Annotated in this window: 16 protein-coding genes; 4 read left to right on the top strand and 12 right to left on the bottom strand. The window is 35.5% G+C overall.

The features are described from left to right. Window positions 1–22: 22 nt before the first annotated feature. The gene (locus ACODST_RS04605; protein WP_488930934.1) at window positions 23–730 is read right to left on the bottom strand and encodes a hypothetical protein; all 708 of its coding nucleotides are present in this window, start codon (window positions 728–730) and stop codon (window positions 23–25) included. 324 nt (window positions 731–1,054) lie between these two features. Between ACODST_RS04605 and ACODST_RS04600 the strand changes: the two genes are divergently transcribed. Beyond that, on the top strand, window positions 1,055–2,767 hold the full coding sequence (locus ACODST_RS04600; protein ID WP_488930933.1) for a helix-turn-helix domain-containing protein: 1,713 nt from the start codon (window positions 1,055–1,057) through the stop codon (window positions 2,765–2,767). Between the two features lie 35 nt (window positions 2,768–2,802). Here the strand turns inward: ACODST_RS04600 and ACODST_RS04595 are convergent, their stop codons facing one another. The 8 genes from ACODST_RS04595 to ACODST_RS04560 all read right to left on the bottom strand — a co-directional run bounded on the left by ACODST_RS04595 (window position 2,803) and on the right by ACODST_RS04560 (window position 8,615). Continuing rightward, window positions 2,803–3,624 (bottom strand): hypothetical protein, encoded by an 822-nt coding sequence (locus ACODST_RS04595; RefSeq protein WP_488930932.1) that lies wholly within the window; start codon window positions 3,622–3,624, stop codon window positions 2,803–2,805. A 63-nt stretch (window positions 3,625–3,687) separates the two neighbouring features. Further along, a complete protein-coding gene (locus tag ACODST_RS04590; protein ID WP_488930931.1) occupies window positions 3,688–4,029 on the bottom strand; it encodes a hypothetical protein in 342 nt (113 codons plus the stop codon). A 15-nt stretch (window positions 4,030–4,044) separates the two neighbouring features. Beyond that, window positions 4,045–5,805 (bottom strand): anti-phage protein, encoded by a 1,761-nt coding sequence (locus tag ACODST_RS04585; protein WP_488930930.1) that lies wholly within the window; start codon window positions 5,803–5,805, stop codon window positions 4,045–4,047. A 177-nt stretch (window positions 5,806–5,982) separates the two neighbouring features. After that, a complete protein-coding gene (locus tag ACODST_RS04580; protein ID WP_488930929.1) occupies window positions 5,983–6,498 on the bottom strand; it encodes a hypothetical protein in 516 nt (171 codons plus the stop codon). A gap of 109 nt (window positions 6,499–6,607) precedes the next feature. Next, complete coding sequence (locus ACODST_RS04575; RefSeq protein WP_488930928.1) at window positions 6,608–6,859, bottom strand: hypothetical protein; 252 nt, start codon at window positions 6,857–6,859, stop codon at window positions 6,608–6,610. Between the two features lie 206 nt (window positions 6,860–7,065). Beyond that, window positions 7,066–7,866, bottom strand: coding sequence for a hypothetical protein (locus ACODST_RS04570; protein ID WP_488930927.1), 801 nt, complete (start codon window positions 7,864–7,866; stop codon window positions 7,066–7,068). Between the two features lie 55 nt (window positions 7,867–7,921). Continuing rightward, window positions 7,922–8,089, bottom strand: coding sequence for a hypothetical protein (locus ACODST_RS04565; RefSeq protein WP_488930926.1), 168 nt, complete (start codon window positions 8,087–8,089; stop codon window positions 7,922–7,924). A gap of 52 nt (window positions 8,090–8,141) precedes the next feature. Beyond that, complete coding sequence (locus ACODST_RS04560; RefSeq protein WP_488930925.1) at window positions 8,142–8,615, bottom strand: hypothetical protein; 474 nt, start codon at window positions 8,613–8,615, stop codon at window positions 8,142–8,144. Window positions 8,616–9,147: 532 nt separating this feature from the next. Here ACODST_RS04560 and ACODST_RS04555 point away from each other — a divergent pair. After that, window positions 9,148–9,606, top strand: coding sequence for a hypothetical protein (locus ACODST_RS04555; protein ID WP_488930924.1), 459 nt, complete (start codon window positions 9,148–9,150; stop codon window positions 9,604–9,606). Between the two features lie 290 nt (window positions 9,607–9,896). Further along, entirely contained in the window at window positions 9,897–10,364 is a 468-nt protein-coding gene (locus tag ACODST_RS04550) for a response regulator (RefSeq protein ID WP_488930923.1), read from the top strand. Window positions 10,365–10,546: 182 nt separating this feature from the next. On the opposite strand, the gene ACODST_RS04545 is transcribed toward ACODST_RS04550, so the two are convergent. From ACODST_RS04545 to ACODST_RS04535, 3 genes are all read right to left on the bottom strand, one after another. Next, on the bottom strand, window positions 10,547–10,993 hold the full coding sequence (locus ACODST_RS04545; protein WP_488930922.1) for a hypothetical protein: 447 nt from the start codon (window positions 10,991–10,993) through the stop codon (window positions 10,547–10,549). 230 nt (window positions 10,994–11,223) lie between these two features. Beyond that, on the bottom strand, window positions 11,224–11,466 hold the full coding sequence (locus ACODST_RS04540; protein ID WP_488930921.1) for a molybdenum ABC transporter permease: 243 nt from the start codon (window positions 11,464–11,466) through the stop codon (window positions 11,224–11,226). Window positions 11,467–11,596: 130 nt separating this feature from the next. Further along, window positions 11,597–11,926, bottom strand: coding sequence for a hypothetical protein (locus tag ACODST_RS04535; RefSeq protein ID WP_488930920.1), 330 nt, complete (start codon window positions 11,924–11,926; stop codon window positions 11,597–11,599). A gap of 657 nt (window positions 11,927–12,583) precedes the next feature. On the opposite strand from ACODST_RS04535, the gene ACODST_RS04530 reads away from it, so the two are divergent. Continuing rightward, window positions 12,584–15,583, top strand: a complete 3,000-nt coding sequence (locus tag ACODST_RS04530) for a SusC/RagA family TonB-linked outer membrane protein (protein WP_488930919.1) — start codon at window positions 12,584–12,586, stop codon at window positions 15,581–15,583. Window positions 15,584–15,587 lie beyond the last annotated feature (4 nt).

Raw genomic sequence — 15,587 nt, 5'->3', positions numbered from 1 at the left:
ATCAGCCTGTTATCTATGCATCTCATTGCGAAATATTATCATTTTGACACAAGCCAACCGTTACACCCATCTTAAGTCCAAGTGCAGAACATTCTTCTGCTCCTAAAACAGTCGCAGCAATACTGGTGACGGAGGTCTCCCAATCTTTATCTTTTCTTTTTTTTCTGCTAGCGGAATGTCTGATAACCGATGTTGTGGTAAGAATGATACGCTTGTCCTCAATAGTAAATCCTGTATTGTCAAGAACTTCAGCTTCATAAGACACAATCGTTGGATGTATGTCATCATAGGGAAATTCCGCAGATGAGAGCAAAGAACTAACAAATTCTGTCAGGCTGTTCCTTGCACTAATTCCTAAACTTGATCCATCGAAGACCTGTCCGAGAGGATCATTATTACTGGTAATCGAGTTAATTTCCACAAGCCTCGCAGCTAATGAGGAGTTCCCACCTAGCAGTGTTAGCTCCGGATAGTTTGCCGAAATTGAATCAACTGTATGTGCAACATCAGCAATGGATTGTGGATTAAAATCTATTTCATCAAGAGTCTGCAGAATTTCATTGTGAATGCTCCCAGCCAGATCGTATGGATTTGCGGGATTCTGAGGTTCTATTGTTGTTTTTTTTGCAACTGTTGTTAATTGCTCGGTAGTTGTTTCACCTGCAAATTCTTCTGTACAGGCACTAGTGAGCATTGGCAGGACTGCCAGCAAAACTTTTAAATTTTTCATGTTCGTGTTGTGTTAAATGTGACTGATTACTTTATTTCGTCAGTTCATTTTTCACCCGGGGAAAGCTGAACGATTTCCGGATATTATCCAGATTCTATGCTTTGAATTCGGAAGTAAAACTATTGGTAATTAATATTTGATGCAAATGGTATTCTGCACATTTTCAGATTATTTACTAGCATTTTTCAGAAAATCGACACAGGTTTTTTTGCAGAGGATTTGTAGGTTTTCTCTGTTTTTACATTATCTTTGATCTATTCAGAACCATTGCAGCGACCCTAAAATCTAGTTATAATACTTTAGTATTAAATAGGTTTCCTGTCAATGGAAAAAGCATATACCCAGCCTATGATCTTGAGATATTTACTTCTTATATCTCTATGCTTTATTCCGTGTAGTAAAGCACAAGAGCATGTCCAGCAATTACCTGATTCTTTGAAAGACAGGGATTTCGACTATCTTTTCGATTGTATCGAAAATGAAAGTGTAAGTAGCGAGAAAAGGGCGGTATATCTGCGTTCATTTTTGATTAAGGCCAGAGCGGAGAAAAACTGGGAAGAATTGTCAAATGCCTACAAGAACTATGTTCATTATGCACCGATTAGTCAGAAGTTTGTATATGCTGACAGCATGGTTGCAGCAGCCAAGAGATCTGGCAGTAATGAAATTATCGGTTCAGCCTATCTTTCTAAGGGAATTGCGTACTATGGACAAAAGCGCCTTGCAGAGGCTATGGATATTTATCTTATTGCCGACAAGTACATTGAAAAAACAGATGATCAATATCTCATCTACAAGACAAAATACCATATCGGTCAGATAAAACTTTATCTGGGTTACTATGATGAGGCTGTAGCTATCTTTCAGGAGTGCATCAACTATTTTGAAAAAACTGATATCCGGGCATACTTAAACTCTCTTCATTCACTAGCAGTTTGCTATAAGATGGTTGGAAATCATGGTCTCTGTACATCGGTTACACAGAAAGGAATAAAGGAAGGGGGCAGAACCGGAAATACTGCAATGGAGCCCTACTTCATATTCACAGAAGGAGTAAATCAAAGTATGATTCACAACTATGCAAATAGTATAGAAAAATTGGAGTCTTCACTGCCTGGTATCCGCTCAAATAAAGATTTCTCTAATGAGATGGTCGGCTATTTTTATATTGGCAAAAGTTACTGGGGGCTTAATGACAAGGAAAAAGCACTTATATACTTTAAAAAAGTTGACGACATATATGGAAATCGCGATTATATGCGTCCTGACCTTCGAGAAGCGTATGAATTTATGATCACTTACTACAAGGATAAAAAAATGCTGATAAAGCAGCTGTACTATGTAGAAAAGTTGTTGGAGGTAGATAAGAAATTACACCGTACTTATGCTTATCTTCAGGGTAAGGTACGCAAGGAATACGACACTAAACAGCTCATTGCAGAGCAGCACAGGCTTAAAGGCTCCCTGAATCTGCGTCAATATAATGATCGGATTTTTATAACTATCATTATAGTGATGTTCCTGCTCATGGTCAAATGGATATTATGCTATTTTAAGAGACGTAATGATTCCAGAAATAAATATGAAGAACTCCTTGCAAAACTTGAAGCCATGCATAAAGTTAAGGCTCCTTCAGGGGACGAAACAGATTTTCAGATTAGCAAAGATGCCGAAACAACACTACTGATTAGTTTGCAGAAATTTGAAAATGGGCGAAAATTTCTGGAACATGATATCAGCCTGACAAAGCTCGCAGTTTACCTCAATACAAACACAAGGTATTTGTCTAAAATTATTTTTCGTCACAGAAACAAGAAGTTTCCAGATTACATCAATGATCTTAAAGTGGAATACATTGCTGAGAGAATCAGAAATGAGAAATATCTACAAAACTATACGCATGATGCTCTAGCAGAGGAGGCTGGGTTTAGTACCACCAGAAGATTTGTTAAAGCCTTTGTGGGCTCTACGGGTATAACACCCAAGTATTTCATTGAGGAACTAAAGAAGGAAGATAATCAAAGTGACTTATCATAATTTAAGTTATGATAAGTTCTCTAAGATTATGGAAGCTATTTCCTTTTGTAACGTACCGGTATATACCCGTAAGAAAATGCCAGATATGGTGGTTTCGTTACTTGTGTAAGCTCATTTTCTACCTTTAAACCGCGACGGTATTTCACGCTTTGTTTTTCCTTACCTTCTTCGTCAATTTCGGTTTCTATGACTCCTGAAATCTTGAAATCTTTATTATAAAAAGCTCCAAATTGAAGTGGACCGCCTACCTTAACGTCCCTCTCCGATAGTACTACCTTTTTTAGAACCTGTAATGGTTCCAATGTTTTGTCATTGTTCCATATTTCTTCGGCAATAAACCTCCCCGAACCAAAGAACATCATGCCCTGACTTTTTAATATCTCTTCAACGTGATATTCTGTCGAATCTGCTTCGATAGTAAAGTAGAATCGAAGAACTCTTATTTGTCTCTGATGAAGACAATATCCTCCAAATATAATTTCGCAAAGCCCGCCTGAACCCATTACTTTGGTAATTTCTTGTGACACTTCCTTATAGATTTTGAAAATAATAGATCCTAATGAGGGTATTGACACGTCAGACATGTTAGTTAAGTAAGTTGTATTAGGCAATAGCTCAGCGATTGAATCTTTTACCGTATTTGCATTGGTTGAACTTCCAACTATTGCCATTCCGTAGTCATGCTCAAATTCGTACCGATTAAAGTCTTCTCTAGTTTTTGCAGGCCCTTTTAATTTAAAAGGTACACTAAATATTTTTATACCTTTATCGAAATAACCGTGTGACCCAAAGGAAATTCTGGAGTCTGATGAAAACGAGAGATGTTTCTCATTCCTGTTTGCTATAATTAATGTCATGACCAATTGTTGTTAAGCAATTTTTTTATTTTTATTCTGTTTTTTGTACAAAATTGCAGCGACTCAATACTTAGCGAATTCTTCGTTAAGAATATCGGTTAAATTTTGATCGGGGTAATATCTAATTTCGCCAAGCTCCTTAAAATGTTCAAGTTCACAACCTAAAAGTATATAGTCTTCAATAATATTATATCCACTACATTCATCAAGGACTTCCTGCTTAAAGTAATCGACGGTAAGATTGTCTAACCATTTATTTTTTGTTTTAAATGTTATAGGAACCTTCGTGCTAGCTTCATTTAGATAAGCTTTCAACGAATATTGTTCAACATCATAAAGATATTGAGCGTCAATTAAAAAATCTACCACTAGTTTAATTAATTCAGTCTGTTGTTTTTTATTCATCAATTGTAAACATAGTTATTTGTAATAGCTGTCATTCATTTCAGGATCTGACTTTAGGTCGTTGTAAACAATCCGCAAAGCTGACAGATCATTTGTAAAAAACTTTTCTTCAATTTGTTTGCGAGTATCGTTTATTTCATCGCATTCAGACTGGCTTAAATAGAAGTTGATATTCTGGAAATCTCTCATTCCATAATTAAAAGATTTATGATTCAAGGTACTGCCAGACAGTATATTTTTAAATTTTGCTATTGCGTTGCTAACATCTCTTTTTTCTATTTGAGGTTTTAAATCAGGTATAAGATTTATCATGCCGTCTTCCGATATGATTACTAATGCTAATCCACCTCCTTTGCCGAACTGCTCATAGTACCGAAGTGCTGAATTATATCGCGCTCCACGCGAAGAATCTCCCTTGTCAGTTGCAAGTCCGTCCAGAATAACGCCAATTGCATAACAAACAGAATTCCTATCTAGTAGCACGGCTCCGTCTATAGAAGTAATCTGCTGAACCAGACTATCATTTAGTTTTAGGGGTTTTAAAGAGAAACATTGATTCCCTAATCGTTCCGATTCCGCATTTGCATTATCTGAAATTACAAGCATTGTCCCATGTTTCTGCTTGGTTGCCTCCAATGCTATATCCCATAAGTCGTCTATATTATCTTTATTAATTGAATCGAAAAGACGAGGAAGATCAGAATAGAATTTTTCCCGGTTAATTTTTTCTTTTGGTAAACGCGGTTCTCTATATTCAACTTCCATTAGGATATTATTGTCATGAGAAAGCTCCCACTGGAAATGGCTAGTGAAATTGACTACGAATATTGACTCTTCTTTTGGATTATATTTCCCTTTTAATTCTCCAAGCCCATAAATGACTGCGGAATCCGAAATTAGTGCAGATCTATCATCAGAAATTTCCAGAAACTTTCTAACTTTTCTGTAATCGCTCATACTGATCGGAGTTTTGAGCTGGAGTGTGAATTTAAGATTTTTATGATCCTTGGGCGCTAGTATCAGTTTCCCTAATCCGATAGCACCTTCATATTTCATTGAAGCTATTTCATTGCATGCATCATATAGACCATGTAATCCCATAATGTTGCCACCCGCGGCTGCGGCAGTGTACATAAACTGGCGTCCAGCTTCTCTCAGCAGCTCTTCAGCCCTACGATCAATTGCACCTCCAGACGTATGAGGATCCTTCAATGCGATTGAACACTCTCCTAAGAAAATATTAATTGCGCTCTTTATCAGAGAGCGGAATATCGTGTATCTGTCGTTAAAAAAATCTTTGGTTAGCTCATAATAACCATCAAGCACTCTTTTATTTAACGATAAAACGGTAAAGACATGGTAGCCTTCAACATATGTTGGTGTAGCGACAAAATACTCTTTTTCTCCAAAAACACTTTCCCGCTTTAGAATTTTGCTTACGGCCTCCTTGTAAGATCTGGTAGTAATCCGTCTGTTGTGGTTTTCCTGAGCAATTTCATGAGAATGAAAAATCCTATTCTCTTCATCGACCTTTTCCAGCTCTTTTGCCAGTGAATGCACATCGGAAAAACTTTCCGGCAAAAAACCGATGTCTTCAGGTTCAAGGCAAATCGGATGCCTTTCCGGTTTTTCTTCGACAAGAACTCCAACAAAAAAAACTTCCGGATCAAGTCTAGCGTCTATTTTTTTAAATAAACTTTCAGCATTCACTTTAAATGATACCTGTACGTGTAGTTGATATCCCCACATAAAATAATTGATTAGATGTCCCTTCATGCTTATTATTGGATAGTTATAAATTGGTGCTATTGTGAGTGAGATAATGTGAACGTTTTACTTGCACATCCGGTAAGTCTAAAGATACAAATTTAATAAAATCTTGATTTCATTGACTTTACTTATAGCAGTCTAAAGCAAAATGATTTTTTGAGTTAGTATGGTGAATGTAAGTTCTCAAATAGCTAAGGTTGGCAGTGTTATTTTATTAACCTTTCCTCTCAATAGCAAGAGGTTTTTTTTTGAAATATTAGTACCTAAATAATTGTTTTTCCCATCATATAGATCACCATTACTTAAATCTAGTTTTTGTCCAGTTTCTTCATTATGTGCATGTGGATTTGATGGAAGTGGATCTTTATCATATTTGTGGATAACCCAAATTTCACCCTTGCTTTTGATTTTTTGTTCGTCAAGTCTTTTTAATGCTCCATCTGGAAGAATAGATTCACTGAGTTCGATGATTTCTGATTCATCAGGAAATTTAAAATCATAATCTTTGAGCATCTCAAATATTTGGTCAGCAGTGAGATTGTGTGATGAGGTGCGAGTGCTCTCTTCCTGCGAATAACCATAATGTTCTGCCAAAGCCAGCTGGATGTCTAGGAACTTCAAATCATGATCCAGTTCGTTGATAAGTAATGTTTTAGCTTTTTCTACTTCTTCAATAAATTTGTTTAATTGTAAACTCATAGTTTTGATGTTAAATGTGGTTGACTATTTAGTAGTTAATTGATTAGTGAATAGCTATCTTTTTGACTAGCTATAAGTGCAAGACTCGACTTTTATAATTGTCAAATAACTAAAGGTTATTGTCATTGATTACAGGAAAAACCGTTTTAAGGTCATCAAAGATCTCTCTAGGTTCTGAAGATGCTGCCACTATATCGCGTGATTTTATTAAATGTGCTATTGCCTTAGGGTTAATCTTTTTCTTAGTTGCTGTTGCTATAAGTTGATTATAAGCCGCATCTAAATATGCTTTGACCTCTCCAAACTTATTCTCAAATTCTTTTTTTGTAATTTGAAAATTCCCTACGGTGGCGTTTTCCAAATTATAGTGTTTTATCACTAAATCTTCCCAAGTATCGGTATCGGCGCCGTGTTTGAACCGATCGCAGTCCCAGCATCTGCGAATAAAAAATTCATATGTTATATTGTCCATTCTATGTTCTGCTGTAGTCTTTATAGTCAATTGTGAAAAAATAAACCCGCAAATTAATAGAAAGTAATTGATTTTTAAGTGGCGTTTGGCAGAATTTATTCTTGCAGATCCTTCATCAAGAAATAATCTTTTCGTGTTTTCAAGTCTTCGAATAATTCGGTAAGCTTATGGTCTACATACTTGTTTGTATAATCATCAGAGAAATATTTCAGATCTGGATAGTTCTTCAGCAATGAACTTTTGTAAGTGGCTTTAAGTCTGTTTTTATCTGCTGTCAGTCTTTCAATATCAGCAATTGCATCAAAACAGTACTCTGCCGTTACGTGAATCAATTTATCTTTAGGATCACTTATAACTGAATTATATTTTTCGAGTGATTCGACAGCATCTAACTCAAAGAAAAAATGTTTGTAAAACTCCTCGAACCCAGGAATTAAATCTTGGACGAATATGTCTTTTTCACTTGATATTAATGCCCGAAACGGAGCCCTATCCATTGGATTAATATATTTTAGAATACCTGCACCTCGGCAGATTCCGAGAAGTATGAAAAGATAGTTATGAAAACGTATATTGATTTCCTGAAAGTATGGAATCATTTCTCCCCAAGTGACTTCCTCGCCGTTCTTTAGTTCAATTCCGTCATCGAAGCCGTGGGCTTCGATGTGTAAAATGAAAAAGTGATTCTCGTCAACTGCCTTGCGTACCAACTCCTTTAAAAGCCAGAATAAATTTTTTCGATCACTGACATCATAAAATTCGGAACTTAGGTCAGGAAATTCAAATGTCTTATATTTTATTATCGTTGAATGTAAGTCGAAGCCAGTCTTCTTTTCATCATCCGGCAAAGATTCAATGATTACTAACCCAAACTGTTTGATTTCTTCACTTTTCATAATTGAACTTTAGTGGCACTTGCCAAAATTTCATAACTAAAATATTATTTTTAAATTACTTCTTTGATGAGCCTGATGATTTTGAAGATCCTGATGATTTTGAAGAACCATTCGATTGAGAAGAGCTAGTTGAATTACTTCTGCTTCCACCAGATTTATTTCCTGTAGTTGAGGGCCATCCACCCGCATTGCCTTGTCCTGATTGTCCTGTTTTATTTCCCATAGTATTTAGTTTAATTTTTTTTCACAGTTTTCAATTGTTGATTATCGAATAATTACAAAATTGGCGTAATAGTCGGAATTAATTCTTCAAGAAATTTATGTTCCATATACGCATGAAAATATTTATTTATACCAGTGTATTTGAACCCTTTAAAGATTTGAACTTTAAAATCTCTGGGATAGTAATATACATCTTGAACCTGTGCTAATCTGTATAATTCTTCGTTAACTTTTGGATTTATTTGTATTGTAATAATTTCAGAAAGTTCACTTTCATATTTTTCAAGTCTTATTTCCGCTTGGTTTTCTAATATAATTTCTTCATTCAAAAAAAACTCAGATTCTATGCTAAAAGATTTTAAACTTTCTAAAATTGCGTGATCTAATTGGTCAAATTCCGGAAATGTATGTTCTCTGTAGTAGGACAGAAAACCCGTAAAGGGATTCCATTCTTTTCCAGACAGTTGAATTATGCGAAGGTATTTCCAGTCTTGTACTGGTAAAGGTTGAATTATTTTTCTCATCATTGCTTATTGTAATTATAGTTCAAGTTTTATATCCTTAAAAGTAGTTTCTATATGCGTAATTATCGTTCAGCCCCGATCTGCGGAAGAATTAATTTGTATGCTTTCGCGCCAAACCTACAAAACCATTTTTTAATTATTTTATGGTTTTCCGTAATCTATTATTAAAGTTGCAAAATACTTTATTTCGCGATGAAAATATATGCGTATAAATACCTGTTTTGATTTCGGAAGGTCGTGAAAAAAGATGCTTTTGTATCTTACTTTTTGTAACTTATTGAATTAGATTTAAGTGATTTATAACAACCACCTTATCATAGCCCTCTTTTTTAAGAATTGAAAAATTAAAGTTGTAGTGATAACGTTGAATAATTTTTTTTATCTTTGTGTCAGGTGTTTTTGGTATGCCTGCTCGTTCGTGCAAAGATTTTATCAACCAATAACTAGATAATATAACCTTCAGAGCTTATTATCCGACTACAGTATACGAACGCAAAACCTCAGGATAATAATCTTTGTAATACAGGACTATATTATGGACACTATTGATTATTTCAAACTTCAAGCAAAAAATCTACACAAAGATTTTAAAACAAAAACTCCCGTTTTAGACAAAACGGCAACTTCTTTTTTATTCGAATACACGCCCAGGTATTTTGACGTAGAAATGATTATTTCGGACTTTGATATCGACGAAGAAAATTTCAGCCTCATGAATGCCCAGCATGTGATTGCAAAAATTGCAAATTTTGATAAATGGACATCACTATTGAAGGCATCGCCTGCGGAATTGGAACTTGCACAATTATTGTACGATCATCAAAATAAAATTGACCTCACTGGATGGCAGTTTTACATTGCCGAAGCGCAGTCCATGAATGAAGAGGAACTCGATGCAGAAATTCAAGTGGGAATATTTAAGCAGATGGTTATCGAAGAGGACATTTTTGATTACATGGAAATAGATAGCTATCTATTGAAGCACCGCATTTGAGTATTGTATCAGATTGGCTACTGGTGACGGCTTTTTAGCCGGCGTTTTATTATTACTACCCCAAAAGTTTCAAAACTTTTGGGGTAGTTTATTTTTTAATCATATACGCTTTTCAGTGTAAATATTTTCTATGGTCGCTTCATTCAAAAAAGGTGCGAAATTATTTATCCAGGTATAAGCTTCAATTACAATAGTAAAACTTAAAAACTACTTTAAATATCCATCATTAATACAGCTTATTACTTACAAATGCGTAACTTTGAAAGTACTATACTTTTAAAAATGCAAATATGATTACTGATAAACTACAATCTCGCCTTCACATTCTAATGGCGGATGACGATGACGATGATCGTGGTCTTTTTGCTGAAGTTCTTTCTGAACTTGACAATACGGTATCACTAACTCAGGTTGAAAATGGCAAGGAAGTTATTGATACAGTTTCAACTTATAAAAAGATTCCTGATATTATTTTCTTAGATTTAAACATGCCTGTCTGTGACGGATTTGAGTGCCTCAATAAAATAAGGGAATCCGACTGGAGTTTAAAAGATGCGAACGTGGTTATACTTACTACTTCAAATCACAATGAAACAATTGATAAAGCTTTCAAATTAGGGGCTACATTCTTCGCCGTGAAGCCAAGTTCATATTCAGAACTAAAAAGTTTAATGATGGATGTTCTGAAAATAAACTGGTCTTGTCCAAAATCATATTACAACGCAAAATCGCAAACTTTAATTGCGCCACTAGTTTAACTTACCCTAGAGTTTGTTGATTGTACCGCTTTAGAAGAATCGCTTGCTGTATTGCCATTTCAAATCACGAAGTTGCACAAATTTTTACACTACTATTTTTTCAATTTTTTAATAACTTTTATCATACCTTCAATTGACGTCTATGAACACTTTATGACAGTTTGTATATATTGAGATTATTGTCATTTGGTAAAATTAACCTCTACATTGTCTAATGTATCTCTTGTAATGATACAGTTTACAAATCCTAATTTTCGACACCATTTTCCAGTTGGTGTATTTTTAGCAGCATCTGTATCACTCATAACTTTTTTATGATTTAAATATTCTAAAAGATTGGTAGACATTCCATTTTCAAAATCTTTAAATTCTCCATCTTTATTCCAACTTGCTTTAATAATGTCAATTGGAAAATCAGAATCAATTAATTCAAAAGCTTTTTGGAAAGCTGCAAAACCTATCCCATATTTATAGTGTGCAGGATCATAAATCTTCACAACACTAATAAATTCACCATATTTACTACCTGCTCCTTCCGCAGAGCCAATTTCATTCCCGAACTCATCTAAAATCTGGAATGATAGGTAATCTTTTGTTATGTATTGAGGTTTACTAAAAGTGTATTTCATCTTATTTTCTATATTGTAATCAGTCACTATCCTATTTTATCATCAAACCTACTAAACCATTTTCTCATTACTTTATGGTTTTCCTTAACTGATAAATAAAAGTTGCAAAATACTTTATTTCGCGATGAAAATATATGCGTATAAATACTTGTTTTGATTTCGGGAGGCATAAAAAAAAGATGCAATCGCATCTAAAATATTTTATACTTAATGAAACAGATTTACATAGTTTATAATAACCATTTTGCCATAGCAAGGGCGATTATTCCTAGAATAACAAGAATAGTACCTGCAAGCGTTAATAGATTCTCCCAAAACGGAGTTATTAACGAACTCCTATAATTTTTAAAGCCTTCGGCACCTGCAGAATTTCTACGGTAGAATTTCCTTCTGCCAATAAAAAGCTTAAGGGCAATTCCTATGATAAGTGCTAAAACACCAAAAATAATTAATACAGCATTATCTCTATTCATAGCGTTTAGCTTTAATAAATTAAACTATATAGAATTTTCTTTGAATAAAAACTAAATTATAATAGTACTGGAAAGATATAAAAAAAACTTACAATGCTTAATGCTAATGTTTTAAGTTCGGTGAAAGTTGCTATTTTTTTGTATTTCTAGGTTGTTCAGCTAAAAATGTTTTAAATAATTCAATGTCAGAAGGTACAATTGAATCATAAACTTTTGAAAAATCTACTAAGGAAAAGCCCATTGCTTCAATGATTAAAAACAATGTTAAGGAATTTGGAACTGACTTTGCATTAAACGTATTAGAGACCGTAGCTTTTCTGATATTTGCAGTCGTAGCAATTTTATCATAACTCTGCTTTATCGGCAAGTTACCATTGATTTCAAGTAGCTTCCGTAAGCTAATTGAAATCTTGAATATAGTATTGTCGTCTGTCTCTTTTTTCACAACTGCAATTAACATTAACTAAAATAATTTATCGGTACGTTTTGGCGTACCGAAATTTTTTAATATATTTGGCTCAGTACTAGTTAATCAGTACGTGTTTTATTAAATTTGCGATTCTTCAATAGAAAAACATTTGAAGCATTCGCTTGGAGTCTCGTTTCCGAAAACTGGTAATTTTTAAATGCGCGAGATGATAAGTGTGAATGCTCACGCCTATAAAAGGGCGTGGGCTCACTTATTCGCGCATAAGGGTATACCAGTACCTCGGAAGCGGATATGTTGAGTTCCGCGCCTCTTTTTTTTGGCAACATCCTCAACTTCTCAAAGCAACTTCACTATTTAAGGTTCGCTGCATTTTTGTTTAACCTGTAATTGGTTTGCTTATGGTGTAGTCTTTACTTTTTTATAATGCCTGGCTCGTACTGGTATTCCGTTGAATTAGTCGAGGGAAGGGCCAGGTCATTATGCTATCAGCTTCGCTATATAAATTACCTGTAAGCGCAGGTCTAAAATCCATACAACAGCTATTAATTTATTAAATAACCCAAAAACCGAATTATGCCTATGGCGAATTAATTAACAGGAAAAGCCTTCTATGTATCGTGGTCGAATACTAACATAGAAGGCTAGAGAAAATCAAACTTTCGTTCAATTTTAATCCTTTCTAAATTTATGAAAAATCTTTCATTTAACAAAGGCAGGCCTTTCTGTCTTTGTGTTTTTATTTTTATTATACTGTTATCCAGTCAACTGTACGCCGCCAAAACAACGTTTGGAGGCTATAAGGGGCAGATACAGCAACAAATTACCGGCACTGTTTCCGATACATCGGGGCCACTTCCGGGCGTAACGATCATTGTAAAAGGAACCGCAACCTCAGCCGTAACAGATGAAAAAGGTAATTTTTCGATTACGGCTAATTCTACTGATGTTCTTGTGTTTTCATTTATAGGTTATTCCACAAAGGAAATCATTGTTGGGAATCAGACTTCATTGATGGTAACATTGTCAGAAGACAGTACACAGCTCAAGGAGGTAACTATAAATGCAGGTTATTATAAAGTAAAAGACAAAGAACGCACAGGCAGTATTGCGCGGATCACTTCTAAGGATATTGAAACGCAGCCTGTAACAAATGTACTGTCAGCTATGCAGGGGCGTATGGCTGGTGTTGATATTGTGCAGGACAGCGGAAGTCCAGGTGGTGCTTTTTCTATCAGAATTAGAGGTACAAATAGTTTACGTGCCGATGGTAACCAGCCACTTTATATTATTGATGGTGTTCCCTATTCGTCAGAAACGATTGGTTCAATTGCTACTTCAGGAACGGCGCCGAGTTTGACCAGCCCGTTGAATTCTATAAACCCTTCGGATATTGAAAGTATTGAAGTCCTGAAAGATGCCGATGCTACGGCAATATATGGCTCACGTGGTGCAAATGGCGTGGTATTGATTACCACCAAAAAAGGAAAGGAAGGAAAAACCACTTTTACAATAAACAGTTCTACTAGTGTTGGAAGCGTTACCCGAAATCCGAAACTGATGAATACCCAGCAGTATTTAGCGATGCGCCAGCAGGCTTACGCTAATGATGGAATAAGTGTTTATCCCGATTTCGCCTATGATGTGAACGGTACATGGGATGCAAGCCGATATACTGACTGGCAGGAAGAGTTTATCGGTGGAACTGCAGAGATTAATACGCTGCAGGCTTCGGTTTCTGGTGGAAATGCCAGGACACAGTATTTATTAAGTGGAAATTACAGAACGGAAACAACAGTTTTTCCTGGTGATTTTAAGTACAATAAAGGTTCCGCACATTTTAATATGAACCATACTTCCGATGATGATAAATTTAAGCTGGTGTTTTCTGCCAATTATACTACTCAAAAAAACAATCAGCCGGCTACGGATCTGACTGCGGTTTCAAGAACACTGGCACCCAATGCACCCAAGATATATAGTGCTGATGGAAATTTGAATTGGGAGAATAGTACTTGGGATAATCCGTTGGCCACCATACTATCGGAGTTTAATTCAAAGATTAAAGATTTGACTGCGAACACTGTAATGTCTTATCAGATTTTAAAAAATTTACAAGTGAAATCGAGTTTTGGTTATTCGGATTTAAAGAATATGGAAAGTAGAACCCAACCGCACACGATGTACAATCCTGCTTATGGATTGGGAAGTGAGTTTTCGGGACTGAGTGTTAGCCAAACTGATAGAAGCACTTGGATAGTTGAGCCACAACTGAATTGGAATGCCGCACTTGGCAAAGGGCAGCTAGAAGCCTTGGTAGGAAGCACGTTTCAGCAGCAGAAAACCAATCGATTGTTCATGAATGGCTTTGGTTTTTCAAGCAACAATCTGATACACGATTTGGCTTCGGCATCAATCAAAACTATCGATCTGAGTGACGAAACTGTGTATAAGTATCAAGCCTTTTTTGCTCGAATCAACTATAATTGGAATGAACGTTATATCATTAACATTACTGGTCGCCGTGATGGTTCAAGCCGATTTGGACCAGGCAAACAGTTTGCAACTTTTGGCGCTGTTGGTGCAGCTTGGATTTTTTCAAATGAGAATTTTTTGAAAGATAACTCAGTATTGAGTTTTGGGAAATTGCGCACGAGTTATGGAACCACTGGTAATGATCAGATCGGCGATTATCAGTTCCTTGATGCTTATGCTGCATCGGGTAATACCTATCAAGGATTGATTGGGTTGCAACCTATACGGTTGTTTAATCCAGAGTTTGGATGGGAGACGAACAGGAAATTTGAAGTGGCGTTGGAAACAGGATTTTTGAAAGACCGAATATTTTTAACGACTGCGTATTACTTTAATCGTTCTTCTAATCAGTTGGTTGGTATTCCTTTGCCCGGAACTACTGGATTTGGTTCGTTAAATGCTAATCTTGATGCCACGGTTGAGAATAGCGGACTGGAGTTTACATTAAGAACTGTAAATTTCCAAAACAAGGACTTTGAATGGAACACTAATTTTAATATTTCCGTTAGTAGAAATAAATTGATTTCTTATCCCGGTCTGGAAAGTTCTTCAAATGCAAACCGCTATGTAGTTGGTCAGCCCATAAACATCATTAAAATTTATAATTATATCGGTACGAATCCAACAACTGGGGTGTATGAGTTTGAAGATGTAAATGGTGACGGCGTGATCACTTCGCTAAACGACAGAACCCATATTCTTGATTTGAGTCCGGATTTTTTTGGCGGTTTGCAAAATCAGTTCAAGTATAAAAATTTGCAATTGGATTTTCTGTTTCAGTTTGTAAAGCAAGAAGCGTTTGGACCAACACCCGGTGTTCCTGGAACTGCAGTTAATCAATTGGCAAGTGTGAATAACTTAGATGGGCAACAGCCATTTACGAGTGGGTCCAATGGTGACATTATCAATGCCTATTACCGCTATGCCCTTAGTACAGGCAATATAGAAGATGCTTCATATGTACGTTTGAAAAACGTATCATTAACTTATGATCTTCCTTTAAAATCAACTAATGGAATTCGCTGTCAATTGTATCTGCAAGGTCAGAACCTGTTGACTTTTACCAATTATTCTAACGGAGATCCCGAGTTTAAATATAGTAATTTTTTGCCGCCATTGAAAGTATATTCGGCAGGTGTTAAACTCACTTTATAACCTT

Source organism: Flavobacterium sp. FG19 (genome assembly GCF_057809475.1).
Note: the sequence above shows the minus strand (reverse complement) of the source record. Positions and strands in the feature narration are given on the sequence as shown.